The following is a 20,934-nucleotide window of genomic DNA, read 5'->3' on the forward strand; positions in this document are numbered from 1 at the left end:
ATATGTTAATGTATATAATTGGATAAGCTCTATGAACACAGGATATCACATAAATACTTTCCCTACTCCTGCAGTCTTAGCAGCTTAAAATAACCTGTCTCCGGAAGCTTTTTGGGTGACTAAAACCGCTTGAGCTTTTAAGGAGCCATTTTATTATGCGTTCAACTACTGATTGTTATTATGAACACGGTTTTGCCAGGCTCTGACTCAATGTCCAAACTGCCTCCGTGTGCTTTAATAATATCATTGGTAATACTCAGCCCGAGCCCTGTTCCCTGGTTTCCTTTTTTGGTCGTAAAAAATGGCTGCAGGATTTTGTCCTTCATCTCCTCCGGAATTCCGGGACCGTTGTCTTCAATCTCGATGATAACGTTAGAGCCTTTTTGACGGGTGCGGGCGGTTAATCTTGGCTCGTAATCGTTCGAAGAGTCATCCCCCAGTTCGCTCTGCTGACTCCCGCTTTCTTCCGAAGAGCCCACTTCGAGAGAAGGTGACTTTTTATTTTTTACATGCGACTTTTCACTCAACTTCTCCCTCATCGCATCAAACGCGTTATTACACAAATTCAAGATCACACGGCTAAAATCCTCACCAAGCATTTCGACTTCGCCGACGTTTTCATCAAGATCCAGCACAATGTCTACGTTGATGGGATTTTTCCTGGCACGCATCCCATGAAAGGCAAGATTAACGTACTCTTTGATTAGTGGATTGAGAGGTGTTGGGGCCATCTCGCCGGAACCGCCACGGCTGTGCTCAAGCATGGATTTGACGATCCTGTCGGCCCGGCTACCGTGGTCATGTATTTTACTCAGATTTCGAGAAATATCTTTTGCCAACAATTCTGCCTCTTCCAGCTTACCGCCTTTCATTTCATCAATCAGCTCATCTATCATTTCTAAACTCAAATCAGAAAAATTATTCACAAAATTCAACGGGTTCTTAATCTCATGGGCGATTCCGGCGGTCAGCTGACCGAGTGAAGCTAATTTCTCCTGTTGAATCAATTGATCCTGAGCAGCAGTTAATTTCTCGATTGAGTCTTCAAGGTCAGAATAGGCATCCTGTAATTCTCGAGAATACTTCTTCTCCTGTTCCAATTCTCTTTCCTTTGCACGTTCCCGTTCTCTGGCAATCAGACGCCTTCGTTGAAGCCGATCTACAGCAAAAATGCCACTGATAAACATCAAGCCGTAAAGTCCATATGCCCACCAGGTTTGGTACCAAGGTGGCAGAATGGTTAGCGTCACTGATGCACCTTCCTCGTTCCATGCGCCGTCGGCATTCGATGCCAGAACGTTAAAAGTATACTCACCCGGAGCCAGATTTGTATAGGTTGCCAGTCGACGGTTACCGGCGTCAACCCAGTGTTCATCAAAGCCAACCAGCTGATATTTATACTGATTTTTTGATGGGTTACTGTAGTGAAGCCCCACATATTCGAAAGCCACTTCGCTTTGATCATAATCAATGGTAATCTCACTCTCTTTTTCAATCTGCTCATCAAACGGCTCATCCGGCCCGGGCAGCACCGTCTCATTGAAAAGTCTGAAGTCAGAAATTACCACCTGTGGTGGGATAGTATTGGTACTGAGATTTTCAGGTTTGAATGCTGTGATGCCATCTTTATGACCAAAGTACAGAATGCCATTTGCACCCTTAGCGAAAGCAAATTGACTGTGTTCAAGCTGAATGAGCCCGTCTTCCAGCCCGTAGTTTCTGAAACTGTTCTCGTCCGGATAAAAATTGCTAATGCCCCGGTTCGTGCTGATCCAGAGGGTTCTGTTGTCATCTTCAAGAATTCCATAAATAGCATTATTGGGGAGTCCGTCATTTGTGGTAAAATGCGTTACTTCACCACTTCCGATGTCTAACCGATTCAGCCCCCCATCTGCGGTTCCCACCCATAAAATGCCGGGTTCATTGTCGCGTTGCGTAATTACTAAAATCGAATTTGAGCTTAGGCTGTTAGTATCTGAAGGGTCGTATCTATAAATGGTATGGTCACCGTTTTCAGGATCCACTTGTATCAAACCTTCCAACGAACCAGCCCAAAGACTGCCTTCTAAATCATAAAAGAGGTAGAAAATGGGTGGATTATTAAAGTTCTCACCCCTAATGGGCACATCGGTAAAGCTTCCATTTTCTACATTAAAAAGTTTCAATCCACTGTATGTACCGACCCAGAACTCATTTTTACTTTTAGCTTTCTGGACAATTGAAGCAATGAAATTTGACGCTAAATTTTCACCTACCGGTCTGCGTAAAAAACGGGTTGCTGTACCTGTTTGTCTATCGAATAGATTAAGTCCTCGACTTGTACCAACCCAAAATCTACCAGAGCTATCCTCTGTAATTGCAAAGGTTTCACGATCGGTAATTGATTGGGGATTATCAGGATCATGCTCATAACGAGTGACGGTTCCGGTTTCCAGATCGATACGGTTAAGATAGAACTCTGCTGAGTTGCCGGTCCCTGCCCAAAGCGTTTGATTTTGATCTTCATAAAGCCCCCAAGCGCTGTTTGGTCCCAGGCTTTGAGGATCTTGCGGATCGTGACGAAGATGCAGAAAATTTGCTGACGAAGGTGTAAACTGGCTTATCCCGTCTGTTGTATGGCCAATCCATAAATTCCCCGTGCGATCTGCGGTAATATTGGTTGCCGTATTATTTATGATACTGTTTGAATTTCCCGGATCATGTTGATAGAAGATGAACTCCTTCGTTCGTGTGTCAAACCGTACCAAACCCGTATTATAACCTACAGCCCACAAGATAGAAGGGTTTTCAGGGTCGGGTGAGATATCAGCCAACTCAATAGTAGCTTGTCCCATTTCACCTGTCTTATCAGGCATATATCGGGTATAGTCTCCGGTGGCTGAATTGAGCTTCACAAATCCATTGCCCGTCGCCAGCCAGACAATTTCAGATGATTCCGGTGGATGGTACTGGCTGGAGACAATGAATGAAACATATGAAGAGTCTTCTAGCGGCTCTAAATATCGGTTTATCTCCCCGGTTTTGGGATTAATCCGGTTAATTCCCTCCCGGGTCCCAATCCAGATATTACCTGCCGCATCTCCTGTAATCTGAGTTATAATATTACTACTCAAACTGTTTGAGTCATCAGGGTCGTGTTGGTAACGAACAAAATAATCTGTGCTATCGGCCGGTAAACGACTGACTCCATTAATTGATGATGCTACCCAGAGATCACCGTTGGTTGCTAAATATATGTCTTCAATGGAATTAGATACAATCGTGGTTGAATCTGATGGGTCGTTGACAAAATTTGAAAACGTTTGATTTTTACGATTAAACCGGTTCAGCCCCCCACCTATCGTTCCCACCCAAATGTCGCCATTTGATGCTTCTTCCAGGGCATTCGTTCCGCTTACTGATAACGATGTGGTATCGAATGGAACAGACGAGTATATCTCAAATTCATACCCGTTGTAGCGATGAAGTCCGCCCTGTGTGGCAATCCACATATATCCAAAACTATCCTGTAGTATACTCTCAGCAGAGTATTGAGCCATTCCATCTTCAAGGTTCAGATTTTCGAACCGAAGGGTAGGGACATCTGAGAATAGAATGGCACGCTCTGGAGCTTCCGGCTGAAGAGTTTGAGCTTTCGTATTCTGAGAGACCAATAAAATAAGAATGAAAAAACAACTGACCGCGAATATCTTTTTTAACACGAACAAAAATTAGTTAAATGTAAACTATAAATTTCATTCTCTTCATCTTACAGTAGAGAATAACATTGACCTCCAAACTACCCTAATGCACTTCTATAATATCTTTGATTATACTTAGATCTGATGCTCCTTATTATGTGGTAAAAAACGGCTTAGATATATTTCCTTGTCTCAGGAATTCATGAACATAGGAAGTACAATCAAGTCGATTAATAGACTAATTTTCAGCAATATAGCTATAAACCATAAAAAGACAACTATAGGCATATTGTATGTTATTTAAATGAATAAACTTTCTCTTTGGGTATACTGCAAAGACTGTTGCGGTTGAGACATGAAGAAAGGCTGCTTTCAGCTATTCGCAAATTAACAGTGAACCAGGTACACACTCCCTACAAGTATTACGACAGACACGATATCTTTTTTGAAAAATTTGAACGAAAATTCACTTAATGCAGGGTTAAAATAATCCGAAAATCAGGTCGGTATGTCGACGATTCTATCCGGGAAAAATAATCTCGCTTCAAACCATCAATAAAAAAGTGAAAATATCAGAACCGGTAATACAACCGGACAAAGTTTTGGAGCCTCACTATAAATAATCACTTATGGTAAACCTTTTTCAGCACTGATTTTGATACCATATCGAATTTAGCTAAAATTATTTAGGTGCCTATTTAACTTCTATTTAGTAATAAATTTTCTATCGTTGACTAATAGCCGAAAATATTGATTGCTACGACTTGAGCGTACCAGGTAATAATCTTCTCAGGCCGTGTTTGTGGTTTAGTACTTTCCTTAAAACTTAGTGGGCTGTACTAAAAACTTTAAATGAGCGAAAATAGGAGCCACCGAGACATGATTTTGACGTGCAATTCGGCATGTTATTGCAGTAGTATGAAGGGGGATATACTGATGTATAACCCCAATCAGGGAGTTATTTGATAGTTACTTGTATAACATGAGATATAAACATGAAAATTATTATAACATGTAGCCTATTAGTAGTAGCAGTATACTGTTTACATGTTAATGATCTGTCAGCTCAAACCGCTGATCAGCTGATAGATAATGCTCTGTTAACACTCGGGCAAGATTCAGAAAGCCCGGAGCTAGGCCCTGTTGAATTCGAACTGATTGACGCTCCCGGTATCGCTATTACAGAAGATCCGAATGGGTTTATGTGGTTTGGGGGAAGTGATGGCCTTTATCGCTACGATGGTCATGAGTATGTTCACTTCAGGCATGAACCACAAGACTCAATGTCTCTATCCGACAATTGGGTGGAGAGTTTGTATGCCGACTCCGAAGGTATGGTTTGGGTCGGTACATTTGGCGGAGGTCTTAATCGTTTTGATCTTGAAACCAATACATTTACTCATTTTCGACATCAAGCAGAAAACCCGGCAAGTCTAAGTCAAGACACGGTTACGGCAATAATTGAAGATAGTAAAGGCACACTTTGGATAGGTACGCATGGCGGGCTTAACCGATACGATAAAAAAAGCGGAACATTCACCCGGTACCTTCACGACCCTGAAGATCCAACCAGCCTCAGCAACAATCAGGTACGAACATTATATGAAGACGCTGAGGGTACACTTTGGATCGGTACCGGCAGTCCTAATCTTACTGAAACTCCCGGTGCTGGAGGGGGGCTTAATCGCTTTCACCCGGAAACGCAAACATTCACTCAATATCTACATGACCCGGGTGACTCAACGAGCCTGATCAACAACAAAATAATGAGTCTCTATGAAGATTCTCGGGGCACGTTTTGGGTGGGAACCAGCGGTGATGGGCTTCATTCTATGAATCGAAAGACGGGCAACTTTATCCGGCATCGTTTTGACCCTAAAGAACCCACTAAACTAAGTCGCCCTTTTATATCTGGAAGTACAGGAGTTGAAGATGGTTGTGTAGGATTTCGTTGCGGTGGGGTTTCTTTTATTCATGAAGACCCGCATGGAATACTTTGGATTGGTGGTCTTGAAGGGGGCCTAAATCGCTATGATTTACAAACAGGGGCTATGAGTCACCACGAGTCTACCAACAGCAGTCTATTTGACAATAGCATATGGTCCGCTCATGAATCCAATGATGGAACACTTTGGATAGGAGCCTGGTCCGGTATGTACAAGGTGTATGCATCTGTTAACTCATTCCCTTTATTTCAAAATGCCGGTGACTTTATAATTTCATTTACCGAAGATTCAGATCATAATATTTGGATCGGTAACTGGTACTCTTCTCTTTATAAGATTGACAGAACTAATGGATTCTATACAAATTATATTCCTCAAGAGAATGATTCTACTAGCCTGCATTCCCTATCAGTAGTGGCTACGAGGATAGATCCGTCTGGTAATCTTTTTGTTTTATATGGCAATGGAGGGTTCAGTCAATATAATAACTCCAAAGATTCATTTGAGCATTTTTTTATGGCGCCCGAAATCAGAACCGAATTGGACAACAGCAGAGCATTTGTTGAGGATACCCAAAAACGGTTATGGGTTGGTACCATAGAGAAGGGACTCTACCAACTGGACCTGCAATCGGAAACTATAGTCAATCATTATACCAAAATTCAGGATGACTCCACGAGCTTAATTGATAATACAATTCAGGTCATTCATGAGTCCAAAAATGGAGACTTGTGGATAGGTACAGAGAATGGACTTAATACGTTTAAGAAAAATAGTAACAGATTTTCATCTGAAATCGCATTCCAAAGATTTCTTGAGGGTAAATTTATTAATTCCGTTTTTGAGGATCTTGAAGGAAACATATGGATAGGAACCTGGGGAGACGGTTTGTATTCATTTAATCTTATCACCGGGAGGAGCCAGCATTATTCTACTAGTGACGGCCTGCCATCTGATAAAGTGGCTGCTATTCTTGAAGGTGATGATGATTTTTTTTGGATCAGCACCTCGGAAGGACAACGAAGTAATCCAACACATGGAAAAATTTCACGGTTTGATCCAAAAGAGAAATCATTCATAAATTTTGGCAGTCATGATGGACTTCCTGAAATAGGCTTCTTAAATGCTGCCTTAAAAACCCATGACGGATTGCTTTTCTTTGGTGGTGTAGGTGGATTTACAATAGTTGACCCCACAAAAATACATGAGCCGATAAAACATTCTCCCAAAATAGCCCTGACAGGGTTTCGAATATCCAATGAAGAAATATTACAGGCCCCTAATGGAATTTTAGAGCGACCCGTTTATTTGGAGGACTCCATTGAGCTTTCGTACCAACAGAATGATGTGACTTTCGATTACACGGCATTTTCTTATAGTGATTCAGAACAGATTCAATATGAGTATCAATTGAAACCTTACGATTCAGAATGGGTAAGTGCCCGGTCTCAACGCAGTGCCCGCTATTCCCAAATTCCACCGGGCGAGTACCAATTCCGAGTGCGATTCATTGATGGTAGAGGTGCCTATAGTGCAAATGAAGCTGCAATAGGCATCAGAATTTTGTCTCCCTGGTGGCGTACTTGGTGGGGTTATGGGCTGTATGCTCTTGTTTTTGCAGCTGGCGTGTATGCTGTTGACCGTTTTCAACGACGTCGACTGATTGCAAAAGAACGGGAAAAAGTCCATGAGAGAGAACTTGAGCAAGCCAAGGAAATTGAAAGAGCGTACCAAAAACTTGAAACGACTCATAAAAAATTAGCAAGTGCCCATGAAAATCTGAAATCAGCCCAGGATCAGCTGGTACAGCAGGAGAAACTTGCAAGTTTAGGTCAGCTGACTGCTGGGATTGCACATGAGATTAAAAACCCGCTCAACTTTGTAACTAACTTTTCGGATTTGTCAATTGAAATGATTGAAGAGGCTCGAGTGGAGCTTCAGGCCTTAAGTAATCAACTTGCAACTGAAGATCGGAAGAGAGTCGATGAAACGCTTGAGATTCTTGATGACGTTAAACCTAACCTCGAAAAAATTCAAGCCCACGGAAAACGTGCCGACCGCATTGTCAAATCTATGCTACAACACAGCAAGGGCGGAACCGGCAAAAGAGAACTGAACGATTTGAATGCCATCGTCAAAGAGTTTACCAATCTTTCTTTTCATGGAATGCGAGCTAGCAAGCAACCGATTGACGTAATAATCGATCTTCAGTTGGATGATACTGTAGGTAAGGTGACGCTAATTGGAGAAGACTTTAGCAGGGTTATTGTAAACCTGTGCAATAATGCATTTGATGCAATGAGAGAGAAGCTTTCAGAAAATCCTGATGAAAACTATAAACCGAAATTGACAGTCAGGACCCTTCGAAAAGAGGATACTGTAACCATCGAAATCCAGGATAATGGACCGGGCATCCCGGATGATATTAAAGACAAAATCCTACAGCCATTTTTTACCACGAAGCATGGAAATGCAGGAACCGGGCTCGGACTGAGCATTACTCACGATATTATTAAAGCACATGGAGGAGGCATTGATATCAAATCCAGTTGCCAGGGTACAATATTCTCCGTAACATTGATAACGTAAATGTACGTTTAAATGGTCCATATGAGGCTGTTAAAGCCGGCTTCATTTACTGCCTCCATTAGAACTATTTACTATAGGTTTCAGGATTTGAGTAAATAAGTAATCAATCATGACCATTTCCAGAGCAAGCAAACGAGAAGGCATATCCATTGATATTTGTGTCAGCTAAATTCCCTCAAATTCCTTCGATTAATGGATTGACTTGCAGAACAACTACATCGGCTTAGAGTTCGAACCAGTCTGTAGAATGATTATCAGTCTCTGTATGATGATAGAACTCATTGGTTGATGAGGAATACCGATAGTCTTGCTTCCATGTTTCGATATGTTCAATAACATCCTTTATCGCAGAAAGGATGTAGCGCAGCTCCTCATTGGTCATTGTAGGATGCAGAGACAATCGCACCCATCCCGGCTTTTGAGATAAATCACCATGATCAATGAGGTCGGTAATCTTCTTGGACTGCTGCCTGCTCACGTCTAGAAGCAGGTGACCATAGGTGCCGGCACAGGAACAGCCCCCGCGCACCTGTATGCCATAGTTATCATTGAGCAATTTTACCATGAGATTATGATGCACGTTTTCCACATAAAAAGAGATAACACCCAGCCGCTCATGAATATTTTCAGCCAGAATATGAAGCTGCGGGATTTTGGAAAATTGTTCGAAAGCGATTTCCAACATTTCTTCTTCACGGGCTCTGATTTTTTCTACCGACATTTTTTCCTTGAGCCTGATGGCCAGGGCTGCACGTATCGCCTGAAGGAACCCGGGGGTTCCCCCGTCCTCGCGGACCTCAATGTCATTAAAATAATGGCGGCCGCCCCATGGATTCGTCCACGTTACAGTACCGCCGCCCGGATGATCCGGGATGCGGTTTTGGTAAAGTTTTTTGTCGAAGATAAGCACGCCTGAACTGCCCGGTCCCCCGAGGAATTTATGGGGAGAGAAGAAAATGGCGTCGAGTCGCTGGGCTTCATTTTCAGGATTCATGTCGATATCCACATAAGGTGCCGAAGCCGCAAAATCGACGAAGCAGTATCCCCCGTGCCTGTGCATAATCTCAGCCAGTTGGTGATAAGGGGTTTCAATGCCGGTTACATTGGAACAGGCTGTGAAGGAGCCGATTTTAACCTTGCGTTCACGGTATTTGTCTAGAGCCTTTTCCAGGTTTTCAGGATCTACCAGGAGATCGTCCGAAGGTTCCAGCACCTCGACATCGGCAATGGTTTCCAGCCAGGTGGTTTGGTTGGAATGGTGTTCCATGTGGGTGACAAAAACGATCGGCCGCTCTTCTTCGGGAAGGTTGATTTGGTCCTTAAATTGTTCCGGTACCTTCAGCCCGAGAATGCGTTGAAACTTGCAAAGAACACCGGTCATTCCTGAGCCTGCAGTTATAATGACGTCATCGTCAGAGGCATTGACATGTTCTTTAATGATTTCGTGAGCCTGGTGATAAGCATTCGTCATCAATTTACCCGTATAGCTGGATTCGGAATGGGTATTACCAATCCGGGGTGCTATTTCCCGGTGCATTATGCGTTCAATGGGCTCATACAGACGGCCACTGGCTATCCAATCGGCGTAAACCAAGGGCTTTAACCCTTCCGGTGTTTTGAACTGGGTATCAATCCCAACTATGTTTTCACGAAATTGCCGGAAATACTGTTCCAGCGATGTAGTTTTTTCCTGAATCATGGTAGCATGATCGTATTGAAGTTCAAAGCATAGTAAAGCTTATTATTCAATATAACCCTCGTACTCTATCCTGCAAAGTACAGGCACTTTTCCGGCTAAAATTCTTTCAAAACCGGTAACGGTAAAATATCTACTCATTCAATTCTTCAGAACTCCATGGGGCCGTCCGATTTTGGTAAATTTTTCTGGTATCAATAACCTCTTGCCTGGAGATCGTTGGATATTCGCCAGCGCTTTCTTCCCTGAGATAATTAAGTATAGAGGCTATCTCCGCTGCACTAAGTCTTGCTCGAAATGAGGGCATGATACCCTGATACGTCTGTCCCTGAACATCAATCTCTCCCTGCAGGCCATGAAGCAATATACGCACGGGAATTGATTTGTCTCCGGTGACCCACTCAGAATTGATTAATGGAGGAAAAGCACCGGTTACTCCCCGGGCATTATTACCATGACATGAAGCACAATTAGCCGCATAAAGATTGCTGCCATTCAGCATCTCAGGTTCTTCTTCCTCGTCCGAGGGCATTTCTGCCCCTTCATCTATGCCGGGTAGCATCCTCCTCATACGTCCATATTCATCTGACAGGCGACGGTTCATCATGGCCATGTCTTGCTGGTTCATTTGTTGGTGCATACGTGCCATCTGATCGTGCATGGCCATCATTTGGCTATACCATTCACCGGTCATGTGACCCTGCATATGCATGCCCATACCTCGACCCATCATCATCTCACCGTCCATATGGTTCCCCCTATCGCCGCCCATCATTTGCCGATGATTGGCATCCATAGAGGCGTACATCTGCTGCATTTGGCTGTAGAGAGATTTTAAATCCTCCGGCAAGGTGTCTGTATCGGATTCATAGCCGGCCATCAACGATTTATAGTCAGCCTGCAAAGAATCGTAGGCTGCCTGTAAGTGTTCTCTTTGCTCTGCGCTCATATAGTCTGAGCGCCCCGTCTGACATGAGCTAAAAAAAATGATGAGTCCGATTGTCAACAGATAAGATCCAATGGCTTTTGTATTCATATCATCCCTCATTTTAGTGGAATTAAACTACAAGATAACTTCTTTTCAATCCCGATTCATAGTTATCTTGTGTTATTAACCTCATACATCAATGAGTAAACCATTGCTAAGGCTAACTAACTGTCCTACCTGTTTTGGAATTGAACCGTAGAAATCCAATATATTTACTAAATACATATCACATTATAAGGATTGTTAATTAAGGAGTCATAGCAGCTAGTTGCTCCTATTAATAATCTGTTTTCACTCCTCGAACTCCTCTCCTTCAATTCCTGACGAAGCAAAACGTTTTTTAATATTTCCAGTGCAGTCTCCCTCAAATCTTTTTAGGGTCGATAAGTAACACATTAAAAGCTACCAGTAATGTGATACCGACGACGATGATCCACCAGTCCCCATGCATGCCTATTAAGTTCATAATCTGTGTGCTTTAAACCCTTACACCAACGATCGATTTTACCCTTCAATCGGACTTGATATTAAAGCCTAAGTTTTGGCATTACTTTTATCTAAAAATGGAGGGCCATCATGGAAATAAAAAGTAAGAGTACACTGATATTGTCAGTTGCCCTATTGTTAGGTCTTATTGGGTGGGTAGGTTGTGAAGAGAATCCTTCAAATGATCAATACAAAACGGAATCTGACATAAATCTTTTAGCTACTGAAACCCAGTCTGGGAATAATCCCAATACGACGCCCTTTGAAGATGCCGAATCTTTTTTTGAGTTTAATACTACAGACAATGATTTGGGACTTCAGATCTTCCTGGATGCGGAAGATTGGGAACAAGTAAGGGTTAATGACGCTAATGGGAAACAGATCGTTCAAATATTAACTCAGGGACCACTGAAGGACTTAGGTATCACAGAACTTCGCTTTGAAAGTGCCGAGCCTTCTCCGGAAGAAGTACTTGCACAATTCCCACCTGGAGAATATCACTTTACTGGCAGGACAATAGAAGGAGAACAGCTCTACAGTACGTCTGAGCTTTCTCATGATTTTCTGGCTGCACCTACCATATCACCTTCAGGAGGAGAAGAGGTTGATCCTGAAAATACGGTAATTACTTGGGATGCCCCGGACGCCGAACTGGTCGAAGTAATCATTGAAAGTGAAGAAACCGATAATGTTTTTGACGTCATAGTAGAAGGAGAGGTAACAAGTCTAACAATCCCTTCAGAATTTTTGGAACCCGGTACAGAATATAAATTAGAAATCCTTGCCATATCCGAAAATGGAAACAGAACAATTGTAGAAACTACATTTGTAACGGCAGAAGAATAGGTGTGTTAGTTTGATATATAGCAGCCCTGAACTTAAGCAGCAGGCGCTGGTTTGGTGAACAGTTATAAAGTTGAGTATCTATTTAAACATTTTGTCATAAACTGACGGCTTGCCCCACTCCTATTTTATAAGTACTCTACCTTAAACTATTCAATGAATTTGCGCCCACCTAAGAGGTTGGAATGCTAACTATCACCCCATGAAGAGGAATAAAAAAGGAAGCAGGGATTCAGATATCATCATAGATGAAAGCAAACACAGGGAGGCACCTGATTTTTTTCAGCGGTTGAAAAATTCCCTATATGCTATAGTTATGGGTGCCGTGGTAGCTCAAATCATTCTCTTTGCCTTTAGAATGGTGGGCATCATCTATTTCTTTATCGAGTACCTTGAGCTTACTATAGTCTACCTTTCAGTATGTGCGATTTTGGGATGGATCTATGGCGAAAAATTCATCTCATCACTGGGAAAAGAAGGCGCAAACTGGTGGGATTTATGGAGGATGTGGAAGTAACATTGGAGGTTAGAAGTTAGAAGTTGGACGTTAGATGTTGGATTCTCAAGACTCACGATACCCCACTCATCATGCAATGCTGGATACTTAAACACGGTCGCCGGTCCTCCATCACCCGTCCTCGAAAATAAGCATATTCAACGGGAACGCTCCAAAGGAGTGCCTTTGGCACAACTCCCATCCAAGCGAGTATAGCCTGATAATAGTTACTACTCTTTTCTCTTGAAGGAAAAATACTTACCCCTTAGTTCAACAAACAGAACCCGGCGAGTCTCGCTTACTACATCCACCAAGTAACACCTCGTAATGGGCTTACTCGTTGTTATGAGAACCCATTGATCGGTATTATACACAGCATCATATGCTACGCCTTCACAATCGGTGGCAGTGGTTCCCTTTTCAGGGTGCATCAAGCCTCATAATCGCCGCCCTTTACAACTTTCCCATTGACAAATTCCCACACAATACCTCCCGGCTTAGCCCTTTTCATTTACCGCTTTAGCTCAACCTAACGGGAAACATATCGCTCAACCCGCTCGTCCTGAATTACGCCCTCCCAGTCGAGTCCGAAGCCGAAATCATACGCATTACCTGCCCCATCGATGAAGGCTTCCATATCGTGGGGTACGTCTTCGTACTGCTCCTCTACCGTTTGCATGTTGGCGGGCATCTGGAAGGGAAGCAATCCGGAAGGTTCGTAGGAGCCGGAAATAATTTCCATCAACGCCTGACTCTGTACTCCGCTATGAACCAGTATGGCCGAGGCCTCAGGTTCCAGCTCATCGAGTACCGGCGGGTTGGCCACCTTGATGGTTACAATCACCGGCTTCTCCCCCATTTGTTCCCGTGTTTCCCGGACCATCTGCAGGTCGTAGCTGTTCCTGGTGGAGACCGTTTTGCCCTTGTAGCTGCGGTTGGTAAAATCTTCGAATACGCTGCCACCGGAGATGCTTTGCTCGCGGGCATGCGTGGCGGTATAGTCCTCGTACTGCAGGCTGACCGGTACATAGCCGTTTCCACCCTCTTCGGCATCTTCAGAAGAGTAACCGTCGCCACCGTCCGGACTCTCAATAGGTACCAGGGCGAAATCAGCCTCTTTGGCCGTTTCCACCACCTCGTAATACTCGCCTACAATGTCATGGCTGATCGGGTCTTCCCAGCGTTCTTCAATGGTGTTTCCGAACCAGTCGGTTCCGGCCGGAATGAACCTGCGTGGAATAAAGACCTTGAGCTTCTCTTCCAGCGGAAGGGCGCCAGACTCGTTCTTCAGCATCACCACGGAGCGCAGCTGGGCCCGGTAGCCCTCTTTCATAAATTCGGGACTCCCCACCGTCTTTGCGGTATGTTCTACATCCACATAGGGATTTTCAAAAAGACCGGTACGGAAAATATTTTTTAGCAGGCGAACAGCGGACTGCTCAAAGCGATCGCGCATGCGCTCTTCGCCGAACTCCTCCACGCCCATTTCGTAGGCTTCCAGCACGGGACCCATCTCGTTGTTGCCCCCGAACTGATCCACACCCGCTTTGATGGCCTTGTAGTGTCGTTCGGCCACCGACAGGTCCTCTACGCCCCACGGCTTGCCACTGAAAATATCAATACCCTGCGCGTCGGCAGTTACCAGCCAATCAGTGCATACCACCCCGTCGAAATTGTAGCGCTCTCGCAGCAGGTCGGTGATGATGTATTTGCTGTAGGCATTGCCTACGTTCTCGTTGTAAACCGTATCCTGGTTCAGCGATATAGTGTAATAAGGCATCACGGCAGAGGCCGAGCCGGTCTCCCCTTCCAGGTCAAAAGCCCCGTCTACAAAAGGTTTCAGGTGGTCTTCCAGGTTATCACCGGGAAATACGGCATAGGAACCGAAGGCATAGTGCGCATCGCGGCCGCCCTCCTGAGCGCCGCCGCCCGGCCAGTGTTTCACCATGGCGTTGACACTCTGGTAGCCCCAGCCGTCTTCCACCACCTGCGAAGATTCGGAATACTGAAAACCGTCTACATAGGCTCGTGCCATGTCGGCCGCAAGCTGCGGGTCTTCGCCCATTGTGCCGTCGAACCGGCTCCAGCGCGGCTCGCTAGCCAGGTCTATTTGTGGCGAGAGAGCGGTGGTAATGCCAAGTGCCCGGTATTCCTGAGAGGCTATCTCACCGAAGCGTCGCATCAGTTCGGGATCGAAAGTGGCGGCGATGCCCAGCGCACCCGGCCACATGGAGATGTCGCCCCCGGCACCTGCGTTATATTCGGCATAGGAGTCACTGCCGTGCCGCGGGTCGGAACTGGTATTGGATGGAATGCCCAGACCCAGACCCTCGGTCAGCGCCTGCATGGCGTTATTCCAGCGAGCGGCCACCTCCGGCGACTCCACACTGGTGATGAGCACGTGCCGCAAGTTATCTTCGGTCAAAAATGTCTTCTGCTGATCGGTCAACTCCCAGGGTTCGGCTCCGCTCTCCGGGTAGGCTTTGCCATCATAAGTGCTGGGACCGCCGAATCCCCCGCTGCCTGCCGGTATGGCCTGGTGACCGCTATAGAGCATGAGCCCGGCAATCTGCTCAATGCTCATTCGCGTGGCCAGGTCGCGCGCCCGCTCTTCGGCCGGCAGCCGCCAGTCTTCATAGGGATCCAGGGTACCGTTCTGATTCAAATCCTTAAACCCGTACCGGTCGTCCGTCAAAATCTCAACGCCGGAATCGGGCGAGTAGCCCAGTGTCACCACGTCGCTATTATTAACCAACCGGTAATCCCCGAAATCGCTTTCCGTCCATACCGGTCCGCTGCAGGAGACCAGAGTTGCCATGATTGCGAGGATAGAAGTAAGGAAAAGGCTTAGTGCTTTCAATGGTTATTCAGGTTACAGGTTATAGGTTACGGGATGCTGGATGCCAGTAGTAAGAAGTTAGAAGCTAATCTACTACGCTTAAGCTTCGAAGACTGCAGATGTTGTAAGTTAGAAGTTTGAATTTGGATTCTTCTCGTTTTTGCTGCTCACTCGTTACTCATTACTTTCTACTATCTACTTAAACAGCTTCGGCGTAAACTCAATGAGATAATCCCTCCAGACAAGCCAGGTGTGCGCACCTTCCGTTTCTTCATACACCACATCAAAGTCGTAATCTTCAAACATAGTTACCGTGGCCCGAGTGATATCCAGCAGAAAATCTTCCTTCCCGGTGGCAAACCAGAAGAGTTCCAAACCCTCCTTCAGGTCATCATTACTTAGAACTTCACTGTTCTGCTTCACATAAGCCGTTTCCGATGCTTCCACGACGCTGCCATCGTTATTAACAAGTCCGAAAACACCCGAACTGAATACCCCAATGTAGGCGTACTCATCCAGATTCGGAATGGCAATACCCAAGGTATGTGCCCCGCCCATGGAGAGCCCGGCCATAGCCCGGTTTTCCCGGTTGGCTTTCACCCGGTAGTGGCTCTCCACATAAGGTTTGATATCGTTTTTGAAATCTTGGATGAATTCATCCATAGGCAGTTCATCGCCATATCCAAAGGGACCGGTATGTCCGTCGGGCATTACCACAATCATCGGTTTGGCCTTGCCTTCTGCAATGAGATTGTCGAGTATGAACCCGGCCCGTCCTACTGTCGACCAGGCATCATCGGAGTCATATGCTCCGTGCAGCAGGTAAAACACCGGATATTGTCCTTCGCCTGATTCATAGCCCGGAGGAGTGTACACATGCATGCGGCGAAAACGATCCAGCGATTCTGAATGATAAGTTACCTCAGCCACAGCCCCGTGCGGCACATCACGGGTATCCATCATGGGATTACCCGGTACTGTCACCAAGCTCCATATATTTTCATTAGACTCACTGAAAGATGTATTTCGGGGATCAATCACTGAGATCCCGTTCACTTCGAACCTGTAGCGATAGGCGCCAGGTGCCAGTACATCGCTGGTCAGCTCCCACACTCCTTCCTTATTCTTTGCCATATGCCTGCTAAACATCGAACCCGGAATGTCACTGCTGCTCAGCTTAACAGAATCGGCATTGGGAGCCTGTATACGAAAAGTAACCCGTTGGTCACCATGTACTTCAGGGGATTTAGGCGGAGGGTTATTATTCCCCTGTGCAAATCCCTCTACTGTTACAAAAAGCAGCGCCAGTGTAAATACAATTCCCCTGTTTTTCCATGTTCTATTCATAAATACTCACCATCCTTTTATAATGTGTAATACCTTAAAATCTGTAAGTAACAAGACCTGATCATCCGGTGCTTGACCCTGAACAAGTAATTAAAAACCCCCACTTCTTGCAAGAAAATTGATGAGATATCTAACGTGATGATTTCAGGAGAACCCATAGTCGTAGATCATAATTAGAAACAGCAAAAACAGTAAGAGAGGAATAACCGGCTTTCTGAATTTTTGTTCTGCTCACCAGCTCAAACTACAATCGGGCATTTTCAGTATTTCTTACACCCTTAATCAGCAGCCAGAGACAGAGCGTCAGTTCGGCAATACCTGCTGAGATGGCGACCATCAAGAGGTAGATATCTTCGTAAGCCGGAACCAGAAGCATACCGAAGCTTTCTGTCAAATAACCAACTGACGCAATAGCCAGCAAAATACCCAGGAAGCCGGGTAAGAGATTTGACTTATATAAAAGATAACCCAACAATAAGCAATGGAGCCCGAAGAAAGCGCCGGCTATCAAATAACCCATACTGTGAAAGTCCATAAAGAGCAGCGCCCAAGCATCCATCTGTTCCGGTTCGAAGACCGAGAGGGCACCGGTACCGCCGGCCATTTTTAGTGCCGCGTAATGATTCAACAGGTTCAGGCTACCGATCGCAGGATGAGCAATCAGGCGCAACGAAGCCGCTACCAGAGAGAGTGTTTTACTAACCGGCTTAAGTAACCGGTACAAGAGAATGGCGACCACAGCGTCGCACATAAATGCAATGAGATCGCTTGCCAGTCCTAGGCGAAAAAGTCCTTCCGACTGCATGATGTTACGGGCTGTAGCGGTAGCATCTCCCGATACAACCAGAGTTGAACGCACAAAGCCTTCACTGAATCCGGCGCACACAATGATTACCAGGTACAAGAGTCCGGCAACTCTGGCATATCTCACTGCCTTACTGTGGGTTAATGGATCAGCCATAACTACCTATTGTCATTGCAGATCTGTTGCAATGTCATTTCTGTGCATCTACCGATGAACAAAATTAAAGGCCCTGCATTAGCAGGACCAATATTATCGAATTCTTTTACTTTAGGCATAAGAACCAGGTGCTACATGCCCTGAACGCTTGCCGGCATGGCTGCTTCCCACTGCCGAACACCAACCAGCGTACCTTCCTCGAATATAAATCGCTCAAAAAGCTTCCTTCTCATAACCGAACCGTCATTCATATAAACCACTTCCCGGCTATCTACAAGAATATTCACCCGGTTACTACCTGCTGCTTTGACCGGTATCACGGCATCTATTTCCCAGCTCAGTGAATCTGCAGAAGAAAAGAAAGCTGCCATGTCAGCCTGGGTCAACGGTCCTACCGTACCGTCACTCTGATGAAACATAACCGTATCCGCTGCCGACTCCCAAAGGGCTTCTGCATCCATATTGTTAAAGGCTTCTACCATATCCATAAAGATCTCATCTTCATAGGTTGTTGCAATGGTAAATGCGCTGCCGCTGTAGTCTCCGGTCATCACCATACCGTTGGAAGGAACTTCCTGATCGGTCTCTGCCGACTGGCATCCAACCATCACAGCTAAAACTAAAATTATCCCGTATCTCCCTAAAAAATCACTCATGAATTCCCCTTATTATTTAAGTTTAGAAAGTAGAAGTAACAAATTTTAGAGGAATTTTCCGACTCTTTTAGCCTGCCGGTTGAATTAATGCCAGTTACTCTTCCGATTATTCTGTTCAACCCATTCTTATTGACAATCTGTATTGCAGATTATTATAGAAAACTTAATAGGCAATCTACACTGATGCTTCTGCCAAACTTTACCTATATTTAAGGCTATAAATTTTTACCAAATCATTCCCGCCATGAACTTTAAACTGTTTATCCTAATCCTTGCAGCGGGCGGCTTCGCGCTATCCGGTTGCAGTAATACAGAGAATCAAGAAACATCAATGAGCAACAACCCTCTATTTTCAGCCAGCAGCTTACCCTTTCAAGCACCGGATTTCGAAGCCATAAAACCGGAACATTATCGTCCCACTTTTGAGGAAGGTATGAAGCGGGAGCTTGAAGAGATTGAAGCCATAGCAGACAATCGCGAAGCTCCGACTTTTGAAAATACCATAGTGGCCAAAGAGAAGAGTGGGGAGTTGTTAAACCGCACCTCTTCGGTATTCTATAATCTTGCCTCAGCACACACCAATGAGGAGATTCAGAAGATCCAAAAAGAGATGGCGCCCAAACTGGCCGCCCACTCCGATGATATCCTATTGAATGCACAGCTATATGACCGTGTGCGAACGCTCTATGAAAAACGTGAGGGGCTGGATCTGAACGAGGCCCAAATGAAGCTACTCGAAGACACCCATCGCGATTTTGTACGCGCAGGTGCACAGCTCAGTGAAGAACAGCAACAGCGGATGCGTGAAATCAACGAACGCATTTCTTCCCTGACTACCGAATTTCAGGAAAACCTTCTTGCCCTAACCAAAGAACGTTCGGTGCTGGTGAATGATAAAGAACAGCTTGACGGTCTGAGTGAAGATCGCATTGCAGCAGCCCGTGAAGCAGCTGCAGAACAAGGAAACGATAACGGATACCTGCTTACCATCACCAACACAACACGGGTACCGATATTGAAAGAACTCAATAACCGGGATCTACGACGTCGTGTCTGGGAGGCATCGGCTTACCGGGGTATCGGCCAGGATGACGGTATTGACAATCGTCCGTTAATACTGGAACTGGTAGAACTGCGCGCCGAGCAAGCTGAATTGCTGGGCTATCCGAACCACGCCGCCTACAAGCTGGATCCCCAAACCGCACAGACACCGGAAAACGCACTGGATATGCTGACGGATCTCATCCCGCCGGTGATTGAAAACACCAAACAGGAACAGGCAGATATCAAATCGATGATGGAAGCCGACGGTATTCAGGGAGAAGTCAAACCATGGGACTGGAATTATTATGCCGAAAAGGTTCGTCTGGACCGGTACAATATCGATCAGTCTGAAGTTCGTCCCTATTTTGAACTCGATCGGGTTCTCAAAGACGGTGTGTTCTTTACCATGAACAAGTTGTTCGGAATCAGTTTTGAAGAGCGGGAAGATCTACCGGTGTATCATCCGGATGTTCGCGTGTTTAATGTATACGATGAAGACGGATCACAGATTGGCCTCTTTTACGCCGACTATTTTGAGCGGGAATCCAAGCGCGGTGGAGCCTGGATGAATGCCTACGTGTCACAGTCCCATCTTCTGAACAAGCAACCGGTGATCGTCAACGTTCTGAATATTCCGAAACCAGCTGAGGGTGAGCCGGCGCTGATCAGCTTTGATAACGTAACCACACTCTTTCATGAAATGGGCCATGCTGTACACGGCTTGCTATCAGATGTGGAATATCCGTCACAGGCCGGCACCTCGGTACCACGCGATTTTGTGGAGTTCCCTTCCACCTTTGAGGAGGATTGGGCTATTCAGCCGGAGATTCTGGAGAACTATGCTGTTCACTATCAGACCGGAGATCAGATTCCACAGGAGCTCCTGGACAAAGTGATCGAAGCCAGCAACTTCAACCAGGGTTTTGACACGCAGGAATACCTCGCAGCTACTATGCTAGATTTGGAATGGCATCTGCTGGGAACCGATGAAATACCGGCTGATGTACAGGATTTTGAACAAGAGGCCCTGGCCAAGTATAACCTTGACATGGAAGCCATTCCGCCACGATACAAATCACCTTATTTCTCGCACATTTTTGCGGGAGGTTACTCAGCTAACTACTACTCTTACATCTGGAGCGGAGTGCTTGCCGCCGATGCCTTTGCATTCATGCAGGAGAATGGCGGATTGGAGAGGGAAAACGGCGATCGGTTCCGTAAATATATTCTTTCACAAGGCGGAAGTGACGAAGCGATGGAGCTTTACGAAGCCTATCGCGGTCAGGAGCCTGAAGTCAAACACCTGCTGGAAAGACGAGGCCTAGAAACCGAAATGTAGTTCTTTTTGGCCGCGGATTAACAC

General features: G+C 45.4%; 11 protein-coding genes. 4 read left to right on the plus strand and 7 right to left on the minus strand.

Annotation, left to right across the window (positions count from 1 at the left end):
- Positions 1-161: 161 nt before the first annotated feature.
- A complete protein-coding gene (locus tag G3570_RS12125) occupies positions 162-3,701 on the minus strand; it encodes a two-component regulator propeller domain-containing protein (RefSeq protein WP_346267285.1) in 3,540 nt (1,179 codons plus the stop codon).
- A gap of 974 nt (positions 3,702-4,675) precedes the next feature.
- Here G3570_RS12125 and G3570_RS12130 point away from each other — a divergent pair.
- Positions 4,676-8,215, plus strand: a complete 3,540-nt coding sequence (locus tag G3570_RS12130; RefSeq protein ID WP_165142739.1) for a sensor histidine kinase — start codon at positions 4,676-4,678, stop codon at positions 8,213-8,215.
- 223 nt (positions 8,216-8,438) lie between these two features.
- On the opposite strand, the gene G3570_RS12135 is transcribed toward G3570_RS12130, so the two are convergent.
- Both G3570_RS12135 and G3570_RS12140 read right to left on the minus strand, forming a co-directional pair.
- Positions 8,439-9,914 (minus strand): aminotransferase class V-fold PLP-dependent enzyme, encoded by a 1,476-nt coding sequence (locus tag G3570_RS12135; protein WP_165142741.1) that lies wholly within the window; start codon positions 9,912-9,914, stop codon positions 8,439-8,441.
- A 130-nt stretch (positions 9,915-10,044) separates the two neighbouring features.
- Positions 10,045-10,947 carry a c-type cytochrome gene (locus G3570_RS12140; protein ID WP_165142743.1) on the minus strand — a complete coding sequence of 301 codons (903 nt, stop codon included), beginning with the start codon at positions 10,945-10,947 and terminating at the stop codon, positions 10,045-10,047.
- A gap of 528 nt (positions 10,948-11,475) precedes the next feature.
- Between G3570_RS12140 and G3570_RS12145 the strand changes: the two genes are divergently transcribed.
- Both G3570_RS12145 and G3570_RS12150 read left to right on the plus strand, forming a co-directional pair.
- The gene (locus G3570_RS12145) at positions 11,476-12,231 is read left to right on the plus strand and encodes a fibronectin type III domain-containing protein (protein WP_165142745.1); all 756 of its coding nucleotides are present in this window, start codon (positions 11,476-11,478) and stop codon (positions 12,229-12,231) included.
- 199 nt (positions 12,232-12,430) lie between these two features.
- A complete protein-coding gene (locus G3570_RS12150) occupies positions 12,431-12,745 on the plus strand; it encodes a hypothetical protein (RefSeq protein ID WP_165142747.1) in 315 nt (104 codons plus the stop codon).
- Between the two features lie 508 nt (positions 12,746-13,253).
- On the opposite strand, the gene G3570_RS12155 is transcribed toward G3570_RS12150, so the two are convergent.
- The 4 genes from G3570_RS12155 to G3570_RS12170 all read right to left on the minus strand — a co-directional run bounded on the left by G3570_RS12155 (position 13,254) and on the right by G3570_RS12170 (position 18,527).
- Positions 13,254-15,542: a glycoside hydrolase family 3 N-terminal domain-containing protein gene (locus G3570_RS12155; RefSeq protein ID WP_165143700.1), complete on the minus strand. Its 2,289-nt coding sequence runs from the start codon at positions 15,540-15,542 to the stop codon at positions 13,254-13,256.
- Positions 15,543-15,758: 216 nt separating this feature from the next.
- The gene (locus tag G3570_RS12160) at positions 15,759-16,910 is read right to left on the minus strand and encodes an alpha/beta hydrolase-fold protein (RefSeq protein WP_165142749.1); all 1,152 of its coding nucleotides are present in this window, start codon (positions 16,908-16,910) and stop codon (positions 15,759-15,761) included.
- A gap of 244 nt (positions 16,911-17,154) precedes the next feature.
- Positions 17,155-17,871: a DUF4386 domain-containing protein gene (locus G3570_RS12165; RefSeq protein ID WP_165142751.1), complete on the minus strand. Its 717-nt coding sequence runs from the start codon at positions 17,869-17,871 to the stop codon at positions 17,155-17,157.
- A 131-nt stretch (positions 17,872-18,002) separates the two neighbouring features.
- A complete protein-coding gene (locus G3570_RS12170) occupies positions 18,003-18,527 on the minus strand; it encodes a hypothetical protein (protein ID WP_165142753.1) in 525 nt (174 codons plus the stop codon).
- 244 nt (positions 18,528-18,771) lie between these two features.
- Between G3570_RS12170 and G3570_RS12175 the strand changes: the two genes are divergently transcribed.
- Positions 18,772-20,910, plus strand: a complete 2,139-nt coding sequence (locus G3570_RS12175; protein WP_165142755.1) for a M3 family metallopeptidase — start codon at positions 18,772-18,774, stop codon at positions 20,908-20,910.
- Positions 20,911-20,934 lie beyond the last annotated feature (24 nt).

It is taken from the genome of Halalkalibaculum roseum, assembly GCF_011059145.1.
Taxonomy (GTDB): Bacteria; Bacteroidota; Rhodothermia; order Balneolales; family Balneolaceae; genus Halalkalibaculum; species Halalkalibaculum roseum.